The organism is Treponema sp. OMZ 790, from assembly GCF_024181285.1.
GTDB lineage: Bacteria > Spirochaetota > Spirochaetia > Treponematales > Treponemataceae > Treponema_B.
In genome coordinates this window covers 2202463-2222161 of sequence record NZ_CP051201.1, presented here as the reverse complement: position 1 = coordinate 2222161, position 19699 = coordinate 2202463, and the positions used below count along the sequence as shown (strand labels likewise).

Below are 19699 nucleotides of genomic sequence, written 5' to 3'. Positions count from 1 at the left end.
AAAAGGAGTATACTCATCAAAGATAAATAAACCGCTTTCGGCGGTAAAAATTAAAGAGGTGCGTTATGGATTTATCTTATAAGCAAAAATCGGCTTGGGAAAATTTGACCGATAAAGAGCTTTCGGAATTAGGAAAGCTTTCCGACAGTTATTTGAATTTTTTAAATACCGGAAAGACTGAGAGAGAATGTACTGTGGAGATTATAAAGCAGGCCAAAGAGCATGGATTTAAATCTCTTGAAGAAGTCATAAAAAGCGGTTCGGCAAAAAAAGGAACAAAAGTTTATTTGAACAATAAAGAAAAATCCGTTGTTTTGATGGTTTTGGGAAATGACATCACTCAGGGTATGAACATTATAGGCGCCCACATCGATAGTCCGCGCCTCGACTTAAAGCAAATGCCCCTTTTTGAAGAATCAAATCTTGCTTTTTTAAAAACTCACTATTACGGAGGAGTTAAAAAATATCAGTGGACAGCTATTCCTCTTGCCATTCACGGCGTTATCTTTACAAAGGAAGGAAAAAAGGTTGACATTTGCATAGGTGAAGACGAAAAAGATCCTGTTCTTTTTATTAACGACCTTTTGATACACTTATCAAAAAAACAGCTTCAAGAAACGATGGCTGAAGGAATAACCGGAGAACAGCTTAATATACTTGTCGGAAATCAAAAGCCTTCTTCAAAAGAAAAAAAAGATAAGGACGATAAAAAAGAAGAATCGAAGAATCCCATAAAGGATAATATCCTAAAAATTCTTAATAAAAAATATGGAATTATCGAAGAAGATTTTAGAGTTGCAGAGTTAGAAATTGTACCTGCAGGAAAGGCCAGAAATGTAGGTTTTGATAATTCTCTTATTGCAGGACACGGTCATGACGACAGGGTTTGTGCCTATACGGCTTTAAAAGCTATCTTGGAAATTGAATCTCCTGAAAGGACTGCTGCCGCTCTTTTTGCCGATAAGGAAGAAATAGGTTCGGTAGGAAATACCGGTATGCAGGCCTTCTATTTTGAAAATATGGTTGCAGAAATTGCCGCTTTAAATAAAAATTATCGGGATATCGATGTTAGAAGAGCTTTTGCCAATTCTTACATGCTTTCAGCAGATGTTTCTGCCGGTTTCGATCCGGCCTTTCCTTCAGTTTTCGAAAAAATGAATTCGTCCTATGTAGGCAACGGTATCTGCATCAATAAGTATACGGGATCCGGCGGAAAGGGCGGCTCAAACGATGCCAATGCCGAGTTCCTGCAAAAAGTGCGCAAAATTTTCGATGATAATGATGTCGTTTGGCAGACCGGAGAGCTCGGAAAAATAGATGCAGGCGGAGGCGGAACAATTGCTTATATTATAGCAAAATACGGTGCCGAAGTCGTGGACTGCGGTGTTCCTGTTCTTTCAATGCATGCTCCGTTTGAAATTATAAGCAAGGCAGACCTTTATATGGCATATAGAGCCTATAAGGCTTTTTATAAATAGGATGCCGTATTTTGTAAATAATATGTAACTTATTTTATATAGATTTGTTGCATAGGTATAATTTGACTGCGTAATCCTCCTTCGTACGCAGCTTAAATTGCCCGCGAAAGCGGGCTTTTTTATTTAAACTTAAAAATTTTACTTTAAAAAAAGGGCTTTACAAAATTTTATTTTTATGATAAAATAAGCTTTCAATGAGCCGGCGTGGTGAAATGGTATACACGATAGACTCAAAATCTATTGGGGGCGACTCCGTAAGGGTTCAAGTCCCTTCGCCGGTATTTTTGATTAACCGTTCATTTTATAAATGAACGGTTTTTTATTGTCTTTTTAGAATAATGCCGATGGGTAAGTGGTCGGAATAACCTTTGCCCGTGTATACCGAGTATCTTTCCGGTTTTCCCGATTCATCCACTAATGGACGGGAGTTGATCACGCAAAAAAAACTTAAGTCAAAGTCTTTTCCATCGCTTAAATTATCGGAGTAGAAAAAATGATCTATTCCTTCCCAGCTATTCCCGTAAAAATAGCTTCCCGACGGCTGACTTCCTTCTTTGACCGCATTTTTATAAGTTTCGATATTCCAGCAATTATCAAATTCCGATAGAAGAGAAAATTCTTTTAGAGTTTGATTAAAATCTCCGCATATAATAAACGGTGTTTGCGGTTCGGTATTTTTTAATTCTAAAAGCCTTTTATAGGCTTGTTCTTCCTGCATTCGTCTTAGATTTTCGCTGCCGGAGTTTCCTACCTTAGATTTCCAGTGGACGTTTAATATCATCAACTCCCTGTTTCCTCCGGATTCAGAAATTCTGATTCTGGCTTCAATCAACGGCCGTAAAATGCTTTTGCCTGAATATATGTTAAAAACCTTTGTTTCAATTATAGGAAATTTTGAAAGCAGGGCAGTGCTGAAAGCGCCTCCTTTTTTTGGAGGAATAAAGACCGCATATTTGTATGAATTTCTCAGCGGCAGACTTTTACAAAAATCGTCGATAACCGTTTGGCTTTCGATTTCCTGCAAAATAAGAATATCGGGCATATCTTTTTCGCTTAAACCCAAACCAAGACAAGAAAGATTAAGAGTTTCCTTGAGCCGGGAAAGTCTTTCTGCATACCTTTCCTTTGACCATTTCGTTTTTGAACCCTTAAACTCTTTGAATTCGCTGCCGTCTTCCACAGCATCAAAAAAAGTCTGTGCATTATAACTCACAATCGAAATTGTATCTTTTTCGATATTTTGCAGCCGGAATACGTTTGTGCATCCTGTGCAGGAAAGCAAAAGAAGACAAAAACACGTAAAAATAGATAAAGCTAAAATGTTTTTTAATTTATTCATAATTATCACCTCTACTATTATTTTATGTTTTTATTTAAAAGATTATCAAAAATATTAAAAAAAAATTTATTTTTTTTCAAGTAAGACCTGATAGAAAATTGAAGTCTTTACCTAGTTTAATTTTGAACAAATTTGTGCTATACTCTTAGAATGGAATATCAAGTAACAGCGACACGAAGGAGACCTCAGCGTTTTGAAGACTTGTTGGGGCAGGAATTTGTGGCTGCAACATTGCAAAAATCAATTGAAGCAGGAAAGATAGCTCATGCCTATCTTTTTTCGGGGCCGCGCGGATGCGGAAAGACAAGTTCTGCCCGAATTTTAGCCAAAGTTCTTAATTGTGCTGAAGGCCCTAAACCCACTCCCTGCGGTAAGTGTACTGCCTGCGAAGAAATTACGGCAGGGTCTTGTTTGGATGTAATCGAAATTGACGGCGCCTCAAATACGAGCGTAAATGATGTTAGGCAGATAAAAGATGAAATTTTATTCCCTCCGAATTCCAGCAGATACAAGATTTATATAATTGACGAAGTTCACATGCTTTCGACAAGTGCTTTTAATGCTCTTTTAAAAACAATCGAAGAGCCGCCTCCCTATGTTGTGTTTATTTTTGCCACTACCGAAATTCATAAGGTTCCGGCCACAATTAAAAGCCGCTGCCAGCAGTTTAATTTTAAACTTGTTTCAATAGAAATTCTGAAGAAGGCTCTTGGCGATGCAGCATCGGAGCTGGGGATAACTGCCGATGATGAAGCTCTATATTGGATTGCCCGTGAAGCTACCGGAAGTGTAAGGGATGCTTATACTCTTTTTGATCAGGTGGCGGCTTTTTCGGACGGGCATATAACTTTTGAGAAGATACACGAAAAGCTCGGCCTTACAGGTGTCGATTCAATAAATAAACTTGTATCGGCCTGTGTTGCAAAAAACGGGCAGGAAGCTCTGTCCATTTTGGATGGAATTTTACAGGGCGGAATTTCGGTCGAGCAGGTAGTTTCGGATTGTGCAGATTATTTTAGAAGTCTCTTACTCGTAAAGCACGGCATTACAAAGGAAGCTCTCATCGGGCAAAGGGCCGACCGCTTTCCGCAGGATATCTTGCAGGGCTGGGATTCCGCACAGATAGAAAGAGCTTTAAGCATAATGCTTCAACTTTTTAAAGATCTGAGGTTTTCTATTGACCAGCGTTATGAATTGGAGTTGGCGGTTTCACGGCTTTCTTGGCTCAGCGATTACGTGTCTCCTGCAGGTTTAAAAGCAGCCTTTGATGCAGCGCAGAGTCTTATGGTTAATCATAAGAATGTACAGCTTTCTTCACCCGGCCGTCCGCCGGTAAATCAAGTTCAAACGAATTTACAAAACCGGGAAAACACGGAGAATCCCCAATCTTTTAATCATGCGGGCAGTTTGACCGAACAATTTAAAGCCGTTTTAAAACGGGACAATAAATTGGACGAGGTTTCAGAAAAAAAAAATGAAGAGAAACAGTCGGTCTTAGATCAGGCTTCTTTTGAAAAAAAAGAGGCAAACGAAAAAACCGAACTTCAGACTGCCCGCATAATAGAAAATAATTTTACTGTAGAAAATTTAAAAGAGCCTCTAATTGAGATTCTTTCCGAAAAAAGCGGAATATTATCTTCTGCTGTCGGGCAAAGCAAAGACTGGCTTTTAAAAGAAGACAGTTTGACCCTGTTTGTCCGAAGCTCCTTTGACTTGACCTTAATTCAAAAACAAAAAGATATTGTTGCAGAGTCTATTTTTGAAATTACAGGAAAAAAACTTAAATTAATCGTAAAGGAATATATTCCGCCTCAAACAGAAAATAAGACCGAAGAGACTGCTAAAGAACCTGAAAAAATACGCACCATAGCTGATGTATTTATGGGAAAAATAGTTGAATGTAAAAATCTGGTATCGGAAATAGAGGAAGGAGATGAAAATGAAGTTCAAAATGTGCAGCAGCCTGCCGCAATGCAGGAGCAAAATTCTTGAAAAGGTTAAGAGGAAAATATCGGTAAAATTGTTCTTGGCCGTGTGTTTTATCTTATCTGTAAGTGTGTCGGGCTTTTCCGAAGAAATAAAAAAAGGTATTTTGGATTTGAGAAATACGGATTTTGTTTCTTCACCGATTTTGGTATTAAACGGAGAAATGGGCTTTTACAATAAAGAGTTTGTTTTTTCGAAAGAGGATGTCGAAAAGGCCGGAGTGTTTATTCCCTGCCCGATGGAGTGGAGTAAGTCGGTTCTTTCGGACGGTACAAAGCTTTCAAATTTAGGATACGGCACTTACACCTTAAAAATTTTGCTTCCCCAAAAAACTCCTAAGCTGATGTTAAAAATTATGTCACCTGTTTCGGCATGGGCATTTTTTGTTAACGGTGAGGAGTTTATGAGGACAGGAATTCCTTCTTCTTCAAGAGAAAATACAAAAACCGGTATAAATGATATTATTTATGATATTCCGCAGGGGCATACGGAAATTTATCTTGCAATTCAAGTTTCTAATTTTGCCCATTCCCGCGGCGGAATCTATCATCCGATCAGTATAGGCGCCAAAGATGCTATGGAGAATTTGATTTTAGCCAAACGCTTTGTGGATATATTTGTTTTTGGTTTTGGTATTGCAATAATCCTGTATCATTTGGCTCTTTTTATTTTCCATCCTAAAAATAAAAATTTATTGTATTTTATTTTTTTTGCTTTGACGGTTATCTTGCGTACTGCCATAATAGGATATGTGTTTAAATATATTTTTCCTTCGGCACCGTGGGAATTGATTACAAAACTGGATTATTTTACATTCGCTTCCGTAGGATTTTTTATATTTACATATTTTAGAACTTTATATAAAGAAGATATAAAAGAATTAATTTACCGGATAATTGCAGTTGAAGCTATTGCTTATGTTTTGTTTATTTTGGTAACGCCTGCCTATATTTACGGAAAATTTATTTTCATCCATCAATTGGTTTTACTTGTAGAAGTTGTTTATGCCTTTTACTTTGTAATCCGTATCTTGAGGCGAAAAAGAACGGGAAGCCTTCCCATTTTTTTAGGTGTAGTTTTCTTGGCTGTTTCGGCAGTAAACGATGTTCTATACAGCATGATGGTTTCAAATGTCGGAAATTTATTGCCTTTCGGTTTTTCGGGATTTTTATTTGCCCAAGCCTTTTGCCTTGCGTGGAGAAATTATCTTGAAACAAAAAAAGCTGATGAAGTCAGATCTATGCTCCTTGAATCGGATAAACAAAAAGGGCTTTTGTTTGACGAGATAAAAAACACAAGCGGCGAATTAAAGCAGCATGAAGTTATTTTGGCTGAAAATATGGACATAGCTGAGGATGCAATGAAAAAACTTTCCGAATATGCCGAGTCTGTAAGGCAAGAGATCGGCGTACAGGATGAAGAGTTAAGAGGAACTCAAACTGCGACGGACAGCCTAAATTTATTTTTGGATAATATTTCTCAAGGAATTGAAAATCAATCGAAGGCTGCCGAAAACACGGTTTTACAGATAAAAGAACTGAATAAGGTAACGAATGATTTGTCGGATAAGTTTAACACGATAAATGATGATTTTGCCCTGCTTTCGGATGCAAGTAAAACGGGCAAAGATAATTTGGCAAAAGTTACCGCAATTATTGCAAACATTTACCAAAGTTCCGAAGGTCTTCTTGAAGCTAACCAGCTTATTACTGCCTTGGCGGAACAAACTAACCTATTGGCAATGAATGCCGCTATAGAGGCGGCTCATGCAGGAGATGCCGGAAAAGGCTTTGCCGTCGTCGCCGATGAAATAAGAAAACTTGCTGAAGGTTCTGCATCCGAGGCGGACTCAACCGGAAAAATTTTAAGCCAAATAAATAATACCATCCGTCAGTCGGCAGAGGCTTCATGTGTCCTGCAAAAAAGTTTCGACGATATAAATCAAAAGGTTTCTGATTTTCAAAATATCTTGTCGAATATTTCCGATTTTATTTCTGATGTAAATGCTCAAACCGAAAAAATGAATTCGATTATGAATACCCTTTTAGAAGAATTTACCAATGTTCAAAAAGAAAAGCATAATATCAGTCAAACCCGTGCAAATATTTCAGGCAGTTTTAAACGTCTTTTAACTGCAACGGAGCAGGTTAATTCTGAAATTGCAGAGGTGTTAAGCAGCATTAAAACATTGGACCTTACCATAATTAAAACCAGAGAAGTCGAATCTCAAACGGGTTCTTCAATATCAAAATTAAATGTTTTAATTACTGAAAATAAATCAAAATAAAAAAAGCCCCAAGAAGCACTTGGGGCTTTAAGTTTTACGGATTTTTCTTCTTTAAAGATTTTTATCCATTGTAAAAGAAAGTTTTGAATACTTAAAAGATTCCAACATCAAATCGGAAAGATATTCTTTTGTTCTTTTTAATATATGCTCTGCAGTTTTGCGGTTTTCTTCGGTTAAGAATTCGCTTAAAGATTTTGCAGGAATTTTCGCGGCGGCATCTGTAATCTCTTTTACACGTGCTCTTCCGTAGCTTTGCATTTCGATGAGATAGGCATTATTGTCATCTTTAAATGCAGAATAATGAGATTCAACAAAATGACCGATTAGTTTAAAAAGCCAGTAAGCATTATCTGTAGAAACCATGCGGCTCATTCTTTTATAAGCTGTAGGTGTATCCAAAATATTGGTAAAGAACGGAACATATGGGACAAAAGCTGTAGTTCCGAAGGCGAGCCATTTGATGCCTTCAAGACCTTTCGGAGCCTTAGGCCGCAGCTGCAAAACATGGGACTCGGCTGTCCGTGAAAGCGAAATACCTCTAAAGCGCGTTTTGTTGAACTCGCTGTTACCTATTCCGATAGGATCAAATTCGGTTTCATTATAGTGAGAGCTTAATATGTATTCAACATCCTCGACCGAAATAAGACGGCTTGCTTTTTGGATAAAGGGTATATCGTTTGATACCGGAGATTGTTCTATTTCGGGATTAAGATATTTTTGAGCGAACCAAGCTCTGGGTGTATTGTAGACTCTGTCTTTTTCGCTTGAAGTTCCGAAAATATGTCTAAAATTAAAGCCGTCTCTGTCAGGATTTAACTTATGTTCATTTACGAATTCTTTGATTCCTTTTGACCAAAGGTATTGGTCGGTTTTTTTAAAATCGATTTTTTCGATAGAAACCTGATTAGGTGCTACGGCATAGCAGTCATCGGGAATTCTTACGGCAACCCAATGATGCCCGCAAGGGATTTCCATGTACCAAACTTCATCAAGGTCGGCAAATAGAATCCCATTGCCCTCAGCGGAGCCGTATTTTTCGATGAGATTTCCCAAATAGGTAACTCCTTCTCTTGCAGAATTTATAAAGGGAAGAACAATGTCGTTTATTGCATCTTCTGCGATTCCGTTTTTTACAAGCGGGTCATAAGCGAGAACTTTAGCATTCCCATAGACGCTTTCGGTAGAGCTTAAGGCTACATTTTTTTCGTTAATGCCGGCTTCGCCGTAAATGCCTTGATTTTCCTTATCATTCGGGTAGGCTTGCGGAACGGAAGTATACCGAAGGGCCTTTGCAGGAAGGGGAATTTCTACACCGGTGTTTTTTGATTTATAAACACGGTTAGCCTCATTTACGGCTTTTTCCAAAACAAAGATTTTTGGACTGACCGCCAAGTGAAAATCTTCATTTCTTGCTATAAGAATTGAACCGTCGATACTGGCTTTTTTACCTACCAGAACTGTTGTACAGTCGGTATGTGCCGAAAAAGATTTTACATTACTCATATTTTTCCTCATATGTTAAATTATATTTACAGGTAAAACTATATCCCAAAAACGATATTTATGCAAGATTTTTTGCAAAAACTATTGACATTTTTTTTTATTTTTGATATACTGCATAAATCTTATGGGGGCGTAGCGAAGCTGGTTTATCGCGCTGGCCTGTCACGCCGGAGATCGCGGGTTCGAGCCCCGTCGCTCCCGAAAAAGCTCACCGCCTTAGTGGTGAGCTTTTTGTTTTTTATAGCAGGTTTTTACGGGCAGTAGCGCAGGGGTAGCGCGCTTGGTTCGGGACCAAGAAGTCGGGGGTTCAAATCCCCCCTGCCCGATTAAAAGAAGGGAGCTATCAAGCCTGCAAATAGGTTTGTAAGGTTCAATTCTTCCGTTCCGAATTTTCTTTTTCTGATTCCTACTACAAGATAGATTATAGCTTTTATTTCTCCCCTCAGGATTACGGGTACGAGGATGGCCGAGTTCCAGTTGGGGACTCCCGTTATTGCGCTTTTTCCTGAAATATTTTCCCAGTCGATTTTACATAGTTCTTTTTTTTCGGACATGACTTCAATTATAAAATCTCTGTTTATCGGAAAATCCGCTTTTGGAATTTGCTTGTAGTTAAAGAGGTGTTTGGCTTTCTTTTCCATAATCGGACAAACAAAAATTCCCGAATCTGCACCCGTGCTTTCTATTATCTTTTCGAGGCATAATTCAAGCCGTTTTGTTTTTGACATGGGCCGGCGTATTAGTGATGCCGTATCGATAAAGCTTAAAATATTTTTTGTATCGTTTATTGAATTTCCGGTTAATATTCCGGCAAGTCTGTCAGCCTTTTTTTTAGCAGGTTCCAGATCTTCTTTCCATATAACGGTTTGGTTTCTGCCCCATTTTTTTGCGGCGTATAATGCTTGGTCTGCTTTTGCCAATAAATCTTTTTCTGTGCTGCCGTGTTTCGGAAAGACGGCTATTCCTATACTGATAGTTACTCTAAGGGAAGAAGTATCGAAATGCAATGCCTCTATCTGTTTTCTGATTTTTTCTGCCGTTGCAAATGCTTGTTCTTTTTCGGTATCGGGCAATAAAACGATAAATTCTTCGCCTCCTACACGTCCTAAAACTTGCTCTTTTTTTAATATGCCTAATACCGTTTTTGCTGCAGCCTTTAAAACCGTATCTCCTGTTTGGTGGCCTAAGGTATCGTTTATCTTTTTAAATTTATCCAAATCGTACATTAAAACGGCAAAAGATTTATTATTTGCATCGGAAACTTTTAAAAGTTCTTTGAGGGTGTATTCGGTGTATTTTCTGGTTAATGCAGATGTCAGTTTATCTGTCGCTGCTTCTTGTTGGGCCTTATAGCTTTCTATTAAAAATGCAAAGATGTTTTCGATACTAAGACAAAAACCTATTCCGAAGTTGCCAAAGTTGTTTATTTCTTTGTTTGATACAAAAACCAAATAACCGGTAGTAGTATTTCCTGTTTGTTTGCCGGTATGATAGTTTATCGGAATGACAAGATGTGATGAAACTTCTCCATCCGTTTTGATGTTTACTGCTTTGTATGTAGATGATTCTATCAATCGTGCAATTTTTTCTATGGTTTTATTTTGTCCGAAATTAAATAGAGATTCAATTTTATTTTCATTTGTAGTTATAAAAACATCAGCCGAATTTGCAAGAAGATTTAAAGCCGTAAAATTTAAAAGTTCTTTTATATTTTGTAAAAAATCATCCGTAAATTTTTCTATTATGTCATCAATCGATTTATTTTTAAATATACTTGATGCTTTTGTTTGTGCTATAATATTTAAAATGAATGCAGGATTATTTTTTAGTTTTTCAACGGTGTTTTTTGATAAGAGTTTTTTTATCTGTTCATAGGATAGTGTTCCAAGAAATTCTTTATAATTCGGTTTTATTTTTTTATTGATATAATCATCGATTATCAATGACGGTAATCCGTAGTGATGAGCATTAAAATAAGTTTTTTTGAATTTTGGCGGTATTTTTTTCATAAAAATATTTACTAACTTTTGTGCTTCAATAAGATTAAGCATTGCCATGTTAATATTTTCATTTCTAAGATAGATTAATCCTAATTTTATATTTATATCTATACTTAAATCCAGCATATATTTGTTTTCCAGTAAAGATGCGGCTTCTATAAGTTTTTTTTCTGCATTTTCAGGCTCTATATATGCTTCCAAAAATAAAAGGTGGGCTTTTATTAAAGGATGATTGCTGTTGCATTTTACTCCAAGTAGTATCTTGAGCATTTTTTTAAAATCAATATCATAGCGGAATATTATAATTTTTCTTATGCAGTAAATCAGTTCATAAAATAATAGATATATATTATTTATTACAATCGGATGAGAAATTAACTTGGTAAGGTCTTCTTCCAGTTTTTCGGGTGAGTTTACTTTACCTTGTGCAATTTTGTTTAAATTAACACAAAATGATGAAAAAAGGTTTAAAATATCTTTGACATCTGCTTGTCCGTCTACATTTTTATCGAAATTCTCGCATGCAGAATTAAAGTCTCCCATTGCATAGTAAAAAGTATTCTTTGTTTGCTTAAAAGCGCTTATATGGAGCGGATCTTTTGTGATGTTTTTATTTTTTAGCATCTTTATTATTTGTATTTCAAATTCTGCCGCCTTGTCATACATACACATAGCTAAAAGTATTTCATACATAAAGGAATGGGCAAAAAACATTTTATCGGTATAAAAATTTTGCATTATTTTTTTTATGGCTTGATTGCAAATATTATATGCGTTTTCATAGTCATAAAAATGTGAATAGGTGATACTCAAATTCATTAATGCCAGTATTTCTGAAATTGTATTACCGGATGCATTACTGTTTTTTAAAATTTTTGTATAATATACTATCGCCTCATTAAAGTTTTTATATACTTGCTCTTGAATGATTGCTAAATTATTAAATATCGTATCTTCAATATTGGTGTTGCCTATTTTTTTTGCATTTTTAAGAGTTTCCAGATAAGTTTTTTCTGCCTCTTTATATTGCCCGGAATAAAAAAGATTATTTGCCAAATCCAAAAGAACCTTTGTCTTGATTGATTTGAATTCTTTTAAATTACCGCATTTTACTATAATTTTTTTTGCTTCATCGATGGCTTCGATATAATTTTTTTTGTATTGTAAAAATGCTACCCGCGCTTTATCAAAAAATAATTGGGTATAAATATCATTTGCTTCAGCGGTAAATTCTTCGGCTAAGGCTAAAGATTTTGCAATTTTTTCAGGTTTAGATTTAAGATGAATTTCTTGAATTGCCTTTATTATATGAAGTTGGGCTGCTGCTGTTTTGTTTGAATTGCATTTCTTTATTATTTTTTCGGCTGTTTCTATTTGTTTAGAGCATCCTATCAGATTATCGTTTTCGATGTATGAATCGGCAAGAATGAGAAGTATATCCAACTTCCTATCGTTATCTTCATTTGGAATAAGCGTGTATATTTTTTCAAATATATCTATATAGGCTATGTGAGTACATTGTTTTTTTATTTTGTTCTTATGTTTTATGCAGTAATTTACCGCTTCTTCGAATAACTCTGCTTTTTCTGCATGCCATACAAATTCATGAATATTAAAACTTTTTATTTTTTTCATTCTTTGCATGATTTTTTTATGTATTTCCATTCGATAGGAGTAATCAAGTTCATTATACAAAGTTTTTTGTAAAATTTTATTTATAATCGAGTATTCATCAGTATATTGTTTTGTTGTCTTTTTTATGATGTTTTGATCTAAAAATTTAGGTATATATTTTTTTACGGTTTCATCTGTTGTATTTAAAATTTCCGGTAAAATTTCAGCTTTAAAACTTGAATGGAAGATGCATAAGTCTTTTAAAAAATTTAATTCGTTTTTATTTAGCTCTTTTATTTGTTTCCCTACAGCTTGTTGTATGTTTGCCGATATGGGTATCGGGATAGAGGGATTAGATAAATTTGTTGAAAGCATGCACAATTCGGTTAAGCTGTCTTTTTTTAGTTCGTCTGAGTCGGTCAGCTCTTTTAAAGCCTCATTGATAAAAAGAGGATTGCCTGCGGTGTTTAAATGTATTTTCTTTAATAATATTTCAGGAACATTTCTTATATTTACCGTGTTCCTTATTAATATTTCGGTTTCTGTTTGAGATAAATTTTGAAGGTTTATTTTTTTAATGGTAGATTGATTTGACAGCGTTTTAATCAATTTTTTTGTATGCTGATTATTATTTATCAGACTTTCATTTACCGATTGGATTAGTATTATGTTTTTTTTATCGGAATTTTCTATTGTTATGTATAATATCGTTTTCGTTATAAATTCATTTATTAAGTGTATGTCGTCGATAATAAAAACTATTGATTGGGATGCTGTATTTTCGATTATCAGTTTTGCTATTAAATTTATAAGTTTATATTTGAGCGCATTTATTCGTGTTATGTCTTCATTGATTTCCATTTCATGCTTTAAAGTATTAAGAATGGTGTTTAATTCTTTTTCATTATTTTTTTGAATTAAAGAATTTTTTAAAAATAAACTTTTCATAAGATATAGAATAAATTTAATATCATCCATATCATTTAAACTCGGTATATAATAAACATCAATATTTTCAAGCAATAATAAAAAGTGTAATTCCGATAAGAAAAATGTTTTTCCTATCCCCAGCGGGCCTGTTATCAAGATGTTTTTATTTTCAAGTTTGGCCGCTTTTGTTTGTTTAAGTACGGAAAATATTTCTTTTTTTTCTTTTTCGCGGTGTAAAGGAAATTGGTAATTTTTTACAATATTCATGGGCGTTGATATTTTGTGATCCGCATTGATATTATAATTAATATCAGATATTATTTCATAAAAAGGATAGGCTTCTTGCTTAAGTTTTCGTGCATTTATTTCGTTGTATATTTTAAAAAAGCACGTATAAAGTTCTTTTTCTTTTTCGTTTTTTAGATGATTGATATTTGTTTGTGTTAATTCTTGAAAATATTTTTCATGGTTTTTTATTATATTCTTTTTTAAAAGTAAAGATAGAATTATTGTCTTTAGAATTTCATGATTATAACTGAAAGTATGAATTTCATTATTCGATAAAAGACTTATTTGATGAGGGTATTGATTTTTTTCGGTTACAAGATCTTTTGCTTTTATAAAAATTCGGCCGTTATTTTTTATTACATACATATTATTTAGATCAAAGTTATTATACACTATGCCGTATGTAATTAAATAATTCAATTCTTTCAGCATTTCTGCAAACAGAGAAAAAATTTCTTCCGGTTTAGCATTAACCAAAAAATCCAGTATAGGTTCTTTTTCGTCAATATGTTCTGTTGTATATAAATATATGAGTTCATCTACCGTTTTATCGTCTATGCTTATTAAACGTGTAAAATCATAGTTTTTGATGTGAACGGTTTCTTTTAATTGCTTTATTAGGATAAATTTTTCTCTGATGAATTCCATAAAGTCTTCATCCAATGCGGAAGCATATATCAAACGCAGTTCAAGTTTGTTCCCCGGGCGGGAATCTAAATCTTCAACAATAAAACTGCCTTCATTTTTCAGCTCAAAGGGGATTTCTTTAATAATTCTATACCTGTTATTTAATATTTTCATCATTGCCCCCTTATATGTTTGCGGATATTACATCCGTTAAAAATTTTAAAAAATTAAATTTGTTTAAAGTAAATTTGGTTTGTTTTTCGGGCGCTGCCAAATAAATTATTCCCATGATATTTTCATTTTTTATTATGGGAGCCAGCATTACCGAATTCCATTCCGGCATATTGGTGATGCTGTTTCTTCTTGTAATTTCATCCCAGTCTATTTGACAAATGCCTGAACACTCTTCTGCCACTGTATGAACAAAGTGTTCGTTAATCGTATAAGATTCAAAACCGATTTTTGCACTGACTTTAAAAGTTACATCTCCCGTTTTTTTGTTTATATGTTTAAGGATAACGGCTCCGCTTTCAGCTTCAAAGAATTTGACAATCTTCGATATTAAAACTTTTGTTAATTCTTGCTTTTTGAGATTTGCTTTTATTGTATCGCATAATTCTATCATAAAAGATATATGTTCACCGAAAGATGACTCATCCGCAATAAGAACTCCTGTCTGACTTGTTTTATCCGATTTTTTACTGATGATTGAAGGATTCCATATAGTGCTTCTGTTTCTGCCTGTATTTTTGGAATAATATAGAGCTTGATCCGCTCGTGTAATCAGCTCTGAAGTTGTTCTTCCATGTTCGGGGAAAGTTGCAATTCCAAGGCTTATCGTTATGCCTGTTTCAAACTCATCGAAAATTAAATTCTCAATTTTTTTTCTGAAATATTCCGCAGCTTTGAGTGCTTTTTGAGAATCGGAATCGGGTAAAATTATTGTGAATTCTTCGCCGCCGTATCGCCCTAGTACCTGTCCCGGCTCCAAGGAATCCAAAATAGTTTGAGTTACTCTTTTAAGGACTATGTCTCCTATGAGATGCCCATAAGAATCATTTATGTTTTTAAATTTATCTAAGTCATACAAAATAAGCGAAAATTTTGAATTTGAGTTATATAAATTTTTAGTCATGTTTTTAAAAGAAGTTTCAAAGAATTTTCTTGTATAAGCTCCGGTTAGGGTGTCGAATGCAGAGGCTTGTTTAAAGTTTTTGCTTTCGATAAGTATTGTTAAAAGATTGGAATGTTTTTTACAAAAAGCTCTTCCTTCATGCGAAAAATTATTTATTACGTTTTCCGATATAAATATCATAAAACCTAACAGTTTATAATCACTGCCTGTAAAATTGTGTTTGGTAACGGGGATTACCATACATGGTTTATGCAGAGTTTTTTCTATTTTGCTTGTGTTTTCATATCCGAATCTTGTTATCAAATCAAATACTTTGCGTAAATTGCCGCTTTCATCTTCATGTTTTAGGACAAAATGCGGTTCATCAGATGTGTATATTTCTAAAAAATCATAAGAGGAAGCTATTACATTTAAAGCCAAAAATTTCATTACATCTGCTATATTTTGTGTATAATTATCGGTAAAATTATTTATAATTTCAACTGATGTAATATGCTCATAGCCTTCTTTTCTTAAAATGGTCTGTATCAATTCATTTTTAAATTTTTTATCTTTTTTTATTATGTTTATATGTTTTAGTTTTAATATTTCTTTAAGTTCCGAATGAGTTATGTTTCTATTATATTTTTTTTCTTTTGTTGCAGGTTTTCCTTTTATAAAATCTGAAACTATATCAAATGGTTTGGATAATGCCCAGTTATTAAATAGTTTAACTCGGTATTTTTCGGGTGTGTTTTTTATTACGGTTGATATTTTACTTTGTGCTTCAAGATAGTGGATTATTGCAAGGCTTTGTATTCCTTTGTTGTAATAATAATCTCCTAATGCCGTATTAAGAAATAAAGTAACATTTAACAGCTTTTTGGGTTTGATTATGAGAAGATTTTCTTGTAAAATATGTTCTGAGCCGCTTTTATCTAAATAAGTTCTTAAATAATGCATTCCTGATTGTTGAAAATCATGTAATCCCGGAACATCAAATTGTAAAACTTGTATTATCAACGGGCTGAAATCAATGTCGGGGCGTTTTATAATCATTGTGATTATTGTATCAAATAGGTTTTTTGTAAATTTTCTATTATTAGATGCTCGGCTATGTTTTGTATTTATATATGAATTAAAAATTTTTATTAACCGATTTATATCGGATTTTTGTTTTTGAATAATTCTTAATGCTTCCAGTATAAAGTATACCATGAAAATTTTATTGTCAGGCTGGTATTTTTTTATTTTTATGCTTTTTTTAAGACATGCAATTGCCATATTGTTTTGACCGAATTCTTGGTACATTCTTGACATCAGAGCATAAAATATGAAGTTATATTGGTATACTGCTTTTATATTTGTTTCCCGAACGGCTTTTATATATTTTTTTCTGTATTCATAAAATTCTTTATATCTATTTAAGTTTTGAGTAATTTCCATAATTACCGTTATGTATGGAATTTTTAGCATCGTCATGTTATGGGTAATTATTTTGTTTTCGGCTTCTTTTGCATATTCATATGCTTCATCGTTATTTTGAATTTCACTCAACATTCTTGCACAGTTAATTATCGCTGTAACTTCCATCGACAAAAAGCTGAGTTTTTTTGCCAAAGTTATAACGTCTTTTGTATATGCGATAGTCTTTTGTATATCGGAATGTATGCTCCAGTATATAACGGAAATATTATACATCGCGATAAGTTCCGTTTTGATATTGTTAGATAAAGATGCAAGTTCTTTTGCTTTTTGAAAACATTTTAAAGCTTTTTTTGTGTCCGATTTTCTGTGGTAAAGGTATCCTAAAAATATATAGGCTTCAATTCGATAGGCTATATACTCCGGATTGTTTTTTGTAATTTTGAGTATTTTATGTGTGGATTCTTTAAATCTGCCGTTTTGTTGTTTTATATGATAATATAAGCACTTTGCTTGTTGCAATCTGAGATTTATGATGTCTGTCGACGATTTTGCGTATAATTCGGTTAGTTTTGTTATATATTCGAGAATCCTATCATCATTTAAAGATCCGAATTCATGTCTTGCCATCAGATTATAATAATGAGATAAAAGATCCGCATCCTTTATTTTGGGTAAATTTTCTTCAAGGGTTAATTTTATTTCGGCTTCTTTGTTTTTTAAACCCATCTGGTTATATAGTTCAAATATTTTTAAGAGTATTTTAAAACGGTTTATAATATTTTGTCCGGATATAACTGAAGGAATTTTTTCATATATTTCTACAACAGCATCTATATTTTTTGCTTTTATATTTTGTTCTACGATGTCAAGACAGCAGTCCAGAACCGCTTTTTGATTGCCGGATTCTTCCAAGTGCCAAATAAGCTCATTCATATCAATGTCTGCTTCTTTTTTTAAGACCGCAGCTATCTTTTTATGTTGAAGCATTCTATGTTTAGGATCCAACAACCGATATAAAATGTCACGCATGATTCTATTTGTAATGGAATATTCCTGTTTATCTCCCGTTTTTATAACGGTAATCAATCCTTTGCTTATAAGTTTTTTTACGATGTTATCTATTTGTTTTGGCGGCAGGTTTGAAAGTTTATATAGATAATTTATTTTGAATATACTTTGAAATATGGAAGTTTCTAAAAATAATTTTTTTTCTACTGATGAAAGGCTATGCAATTGATTTGTTAAAGTTTCTTCAATCGATTTAGGAATTTTCTTTTGTAGTTCTTCATTGTACATTTCATCTTGAATGAGCCACATTCCTGTAGATGCATCCCTGTAAAGAGTTTCCGTGTTTACAAATTCTTTTATGATCTCAATTATAAAAGACGGACATCCTGACGTATATTTATAAAGAAGCGGGCCGAAATCGACGGGAGGATATTTTAAGAACAGAGTGTTTTTTAGCATCTCTATTGTTTCTTCTTTAGAAAAATCATTTAGTTCAAAAGTTTGGCATTTTTCATAATTATTCAATATTTTTAAAAATGATTTAAATTTATGTGAAACAGGGGGAACAGTTTCGTCATAAGACAAAATGACTCCTAATCTTTCGAGCTCCGTTATTTCTGTTGCCAAATATATAATTGTATCAAGTATAAAATCGTTAGCTAATTCTACATCATCTATAATAAAAAATACGGGAAGTTTTCCGGTTGTTTTAAAGAATAAGTTTTTTGCTTCATTAAAAACTTTAAACTTTACGTGTTCGTATTCTTTTTCGGTATTGACATCCAGTTTATGGTCGCGAATTTGTTTTACATTTTTTATTATTTTTTCTCTTTCAGCTATATCTTGAATGGAACATGAACTTAAAAATATTTTTCCTAAAAAATCGTCCCAAAAATGATCCGAAGTGGAATTCTTAAAATTATAGTTGGAATATATATTTGTTCCTTCTAAGGCTAAGCGGTATTCGGCTTCTTTTAAAAATCTTGTTTTGCCTGTTCCTTGACTTCCTTTAATGAGGAAGACCGTTTTTTTTGCCTTTTGTAAATGTATTTCGGTTCTGGCCTGCGATACCATATTAATTTCTTTCTGGCGGCCTACCAATTTTGGGCGGAAGGTTATGCTGTTAAGAGGCAAAATAATATCTGCAGGATAGTTTCGGTTAAGTTCTTTATTTATATCTTGAATGACAGTATGTATTTTAATTTTTTTGTTTTTATTGTTATTCCGAGTTTGTTTTTTTACAGTTTCATATAATGCATTAAAAATATCGGTATCGTTTTTATTTAAATTTTTATTTTTGTAAACTGTTTTTAGTTTTGAAATTGCTGCAGATATATTCGTTTTAATTTCATGGCCTGTAAGAAGGGTGACTATAAAAAAAATTACTGCATCTATATTTTCATTTGTACCGGTATAATCTTCTGCTTCTTTAAAACGTACCGATGTGCTGTTTTCAAGTTTTGTAGATACGATATCTTTTATTCTTATTTTGAACCCGTCTTTTTCTTCGACTATCATTACATTATCATGGGTAAATATTTCATATTCAAATCCTCTGTTGCTGGCATGAACAAGGCTTTGGCAAACCGCAATTGTTATTTTAAGAATATCTTCCATTGAACATTTTTTTACGAAGTCTAAAACCGGAATTGCCTTTGTGATATATTCGGTAGTAAAAATGTACAAGATCTCATCCGGGCCAACCGGGGGCAGAGAAGGGTAAGCGAGGTATAAGCTTGAAAATCCGTAATTTTTAAGATAAAAGAGATTGTCTATACTGCTTATGATTATAAAGTTATCTTTAAAAAAAGCGATTTCTTCTTTTGAAAGATCTAAAGACGATACAACTTTCAAGTTAATTTTTGTATTTCCTGACCATAAATCTGCGGCCAAATATTCTTGAACATGAGATATCGAGTTGTTTATTTTATTAATAATTTTGTATCGGCTGTTTATAATCTCCATAGACAATCCAATGTTTAATTTGGAGGATAAAATATGCTCACACAATTCGCAATTGTATCATGGTTTCTCAAAAATGTCTAGTCCTTGTGGTATGTGATGTGAAAAGTATTTGTAAACCCCTTTGTCAAATCT

The 19699-nt window shown here is 33.6% G+C and carries 7 protein-coding genes and 3 tRNA genes; 6 read left to right on the top strand and 4 right to left on the bottom strand.

Annotation, left to right across the window (positions count from 1 at the left end; translation table 11 throughout):
- Positions 1-65: 65 nt before the first annotated feature.
- Both E4O01_RS10605 and E4O01_RS10600 read left to right on the top strand, forming a co-directional pair.
- Positions 66-1478 carry an aminopeptidase gene (locus E4O01_RS10605; protein WP_253692158.1) on the top strand — a complete coding sequence of 471 codons (1413 nt, stop codon included), beginning with the start codon at positions 66-68 and terminating at the stop codon, positions 1476-1478.
- Positions 1479-1676: 198 nt separating this feature from the next.
- Positions 1677-1759, top strand: a tRNA-Leu gene (locus E4O01_RS10600).
- Positions 1760-1797: 38 nt separating this feature from the next.
- On the opposite strand, the gene E4O01_RS10595 is transcribed toward E4O01_RS10600, so the two are convergent.
- A complete protein-coding gene (locus E4O01_RS10595; RefSeq protein ID WP_253692157.1) occupies positions 1798-2817 on the bottom strand; it encodes an endonuclease/exonuclease/phosphatase family protein in 1020 nt (339 codons plus the stop codon).
- 150 nt (positions 2818-2967) lie between these two features.
- Here E4O01_RS10595 and dnaX point away from each other — a divergent pair, with 150 nt between their 5' ends.
- Both dnaX and E4O01_RS10585 read left to right on the top strand, forming a co-directional pair.
- Entirely contained in the window at positions 2968-4809 is a 1842-nt protein-coding gene (gene dnaX / locus E4O01_RS10590) for a DNA polymerase III subunit gamma/tau (protein WP_253692156.1), read from the top strand.
- Positions 4757-7090 carry a methyl-accepting chemotaxis protein gene (locus tag E4O01_RS10585; RefSeq protein WP_253692155.1) on the top strand — a complete coding sequence of 778 codons (2334 nt, stop codon included), beginning with the start codon at positions 4757-4759 and terminating at the stop codon, positions 7088-7090. Before dnaX ends, E4O01_RS10585 begins: the two co-directional genes overlap by 53 nt.
- Positions 7091-7141: 51 nt before the next feature.
- Here the strand turns inward: E4O01_RS10585 and E4O01_RS10580 are convergent, their stop codons facing one another.
- Positions 7142-8593: a C69 family dipeptidase gene (locus E4O01_RS10580; RefSeq protein ID WP_253692154.1), complete on the bottom strand. Its 1452-nt coding sequence runs from the start codon at positions 8591-8593 to the stop codon at positions 7142-7144.
- A gap of 126 nt (positions 8594-8719) precedes the next feature.
- Here E4O01_RS10580 and E4O01_RS10575 point away from each other — a divergent pair.
- Positions 8720-8794: transfer RNA gene (locus tag E4O01_RS10575), tRNA-Asp, on the top strand.
- Between the two features lie 53 nt (positions 8795-8847).
- Positions 8848-8919 (top strand) — tRNA-Pro (locus E4O01_RS10570).
- Here E4O01_RS10570 and E4O01_RS10565 read toward each other — a convergent pair.
- Positions 8920-14226, bottom strand: a complete 5307-nt coding sequence (locus E4O01_RS10565; RefSeq protein ID WP_253692153.1) for a diguanylate cyclase — start codon at positions 14224-14226, stop codon at positions 8920-8922.
- A 10-nt stretch (positions 14227-14236) separates the two neighbouring features.
- The gene (locus E4O01_RS10560; RefSeq protein ID WP_253692152.1) at positions 14237-19567 is read right to left on the bottom strand and encodes a diguanylate cyclase; all 5331 of its coding nucleotides are present in this window, start codon (positions 19565-19567) and stop codon (positions 14237-14239) included.
- Between the last annotated feature and the right edge of the window lie 132 nt (positions 19568-19699).

Excerpts from the sequence above, each read along its gene's own strand:
- E4O01_RS10580 (WP_253692154.1), bottom strand. The coding sequence starts at position 8,593 with ATGAGTAATGTAAAATCTTTTTCGGCACATACCGACTGTACAACAGTT.
- E4O01_RS10560 (WP_253692152.1), bottom strand. The coding sequence starts at position 19,567 with ATGGAGATTATAAACAGCCGATACAAAATTATTAATAAAATAAACAAC.
- E4O01_RS10585 (WP_253692155.1), top strand. The coding sequence starts at position 4,757 with ATGAAGTTCAAAATGTGCAGCAGCCTGCCGCAATGCAGGAGCAAAATT.
- dnaX (WP_253692156.1), top strand. The coding sequence starts at position 2,968 with ATGGAATATCAAGTAACAGCGACACGAAGGAGACCTCAGCGTTTTGAA.
- E4O01_RS10605 (WP_253692158.1), top strand. The coding sequence starts at position 66 with ATGGATTTATCTTATAAGCAAAAATCGGCTTGGGAAAATTTGACCGAT.
- E4O01_RS10595 (WP_253692157.1), bottom strand. The coding sequence starts at position 2,817 with ATGAATAAATTAAAAAACATTTTAGCTTTATCTATTTTTACGTGTTTT.
- E4O01_RS10565 (WP_253692153.1), bottom strand. The coding sequence starts at position 14,226 with ATGAAAATATTAAATAACAGGTATAGAATTATTAAAGAAATCCCCTTT.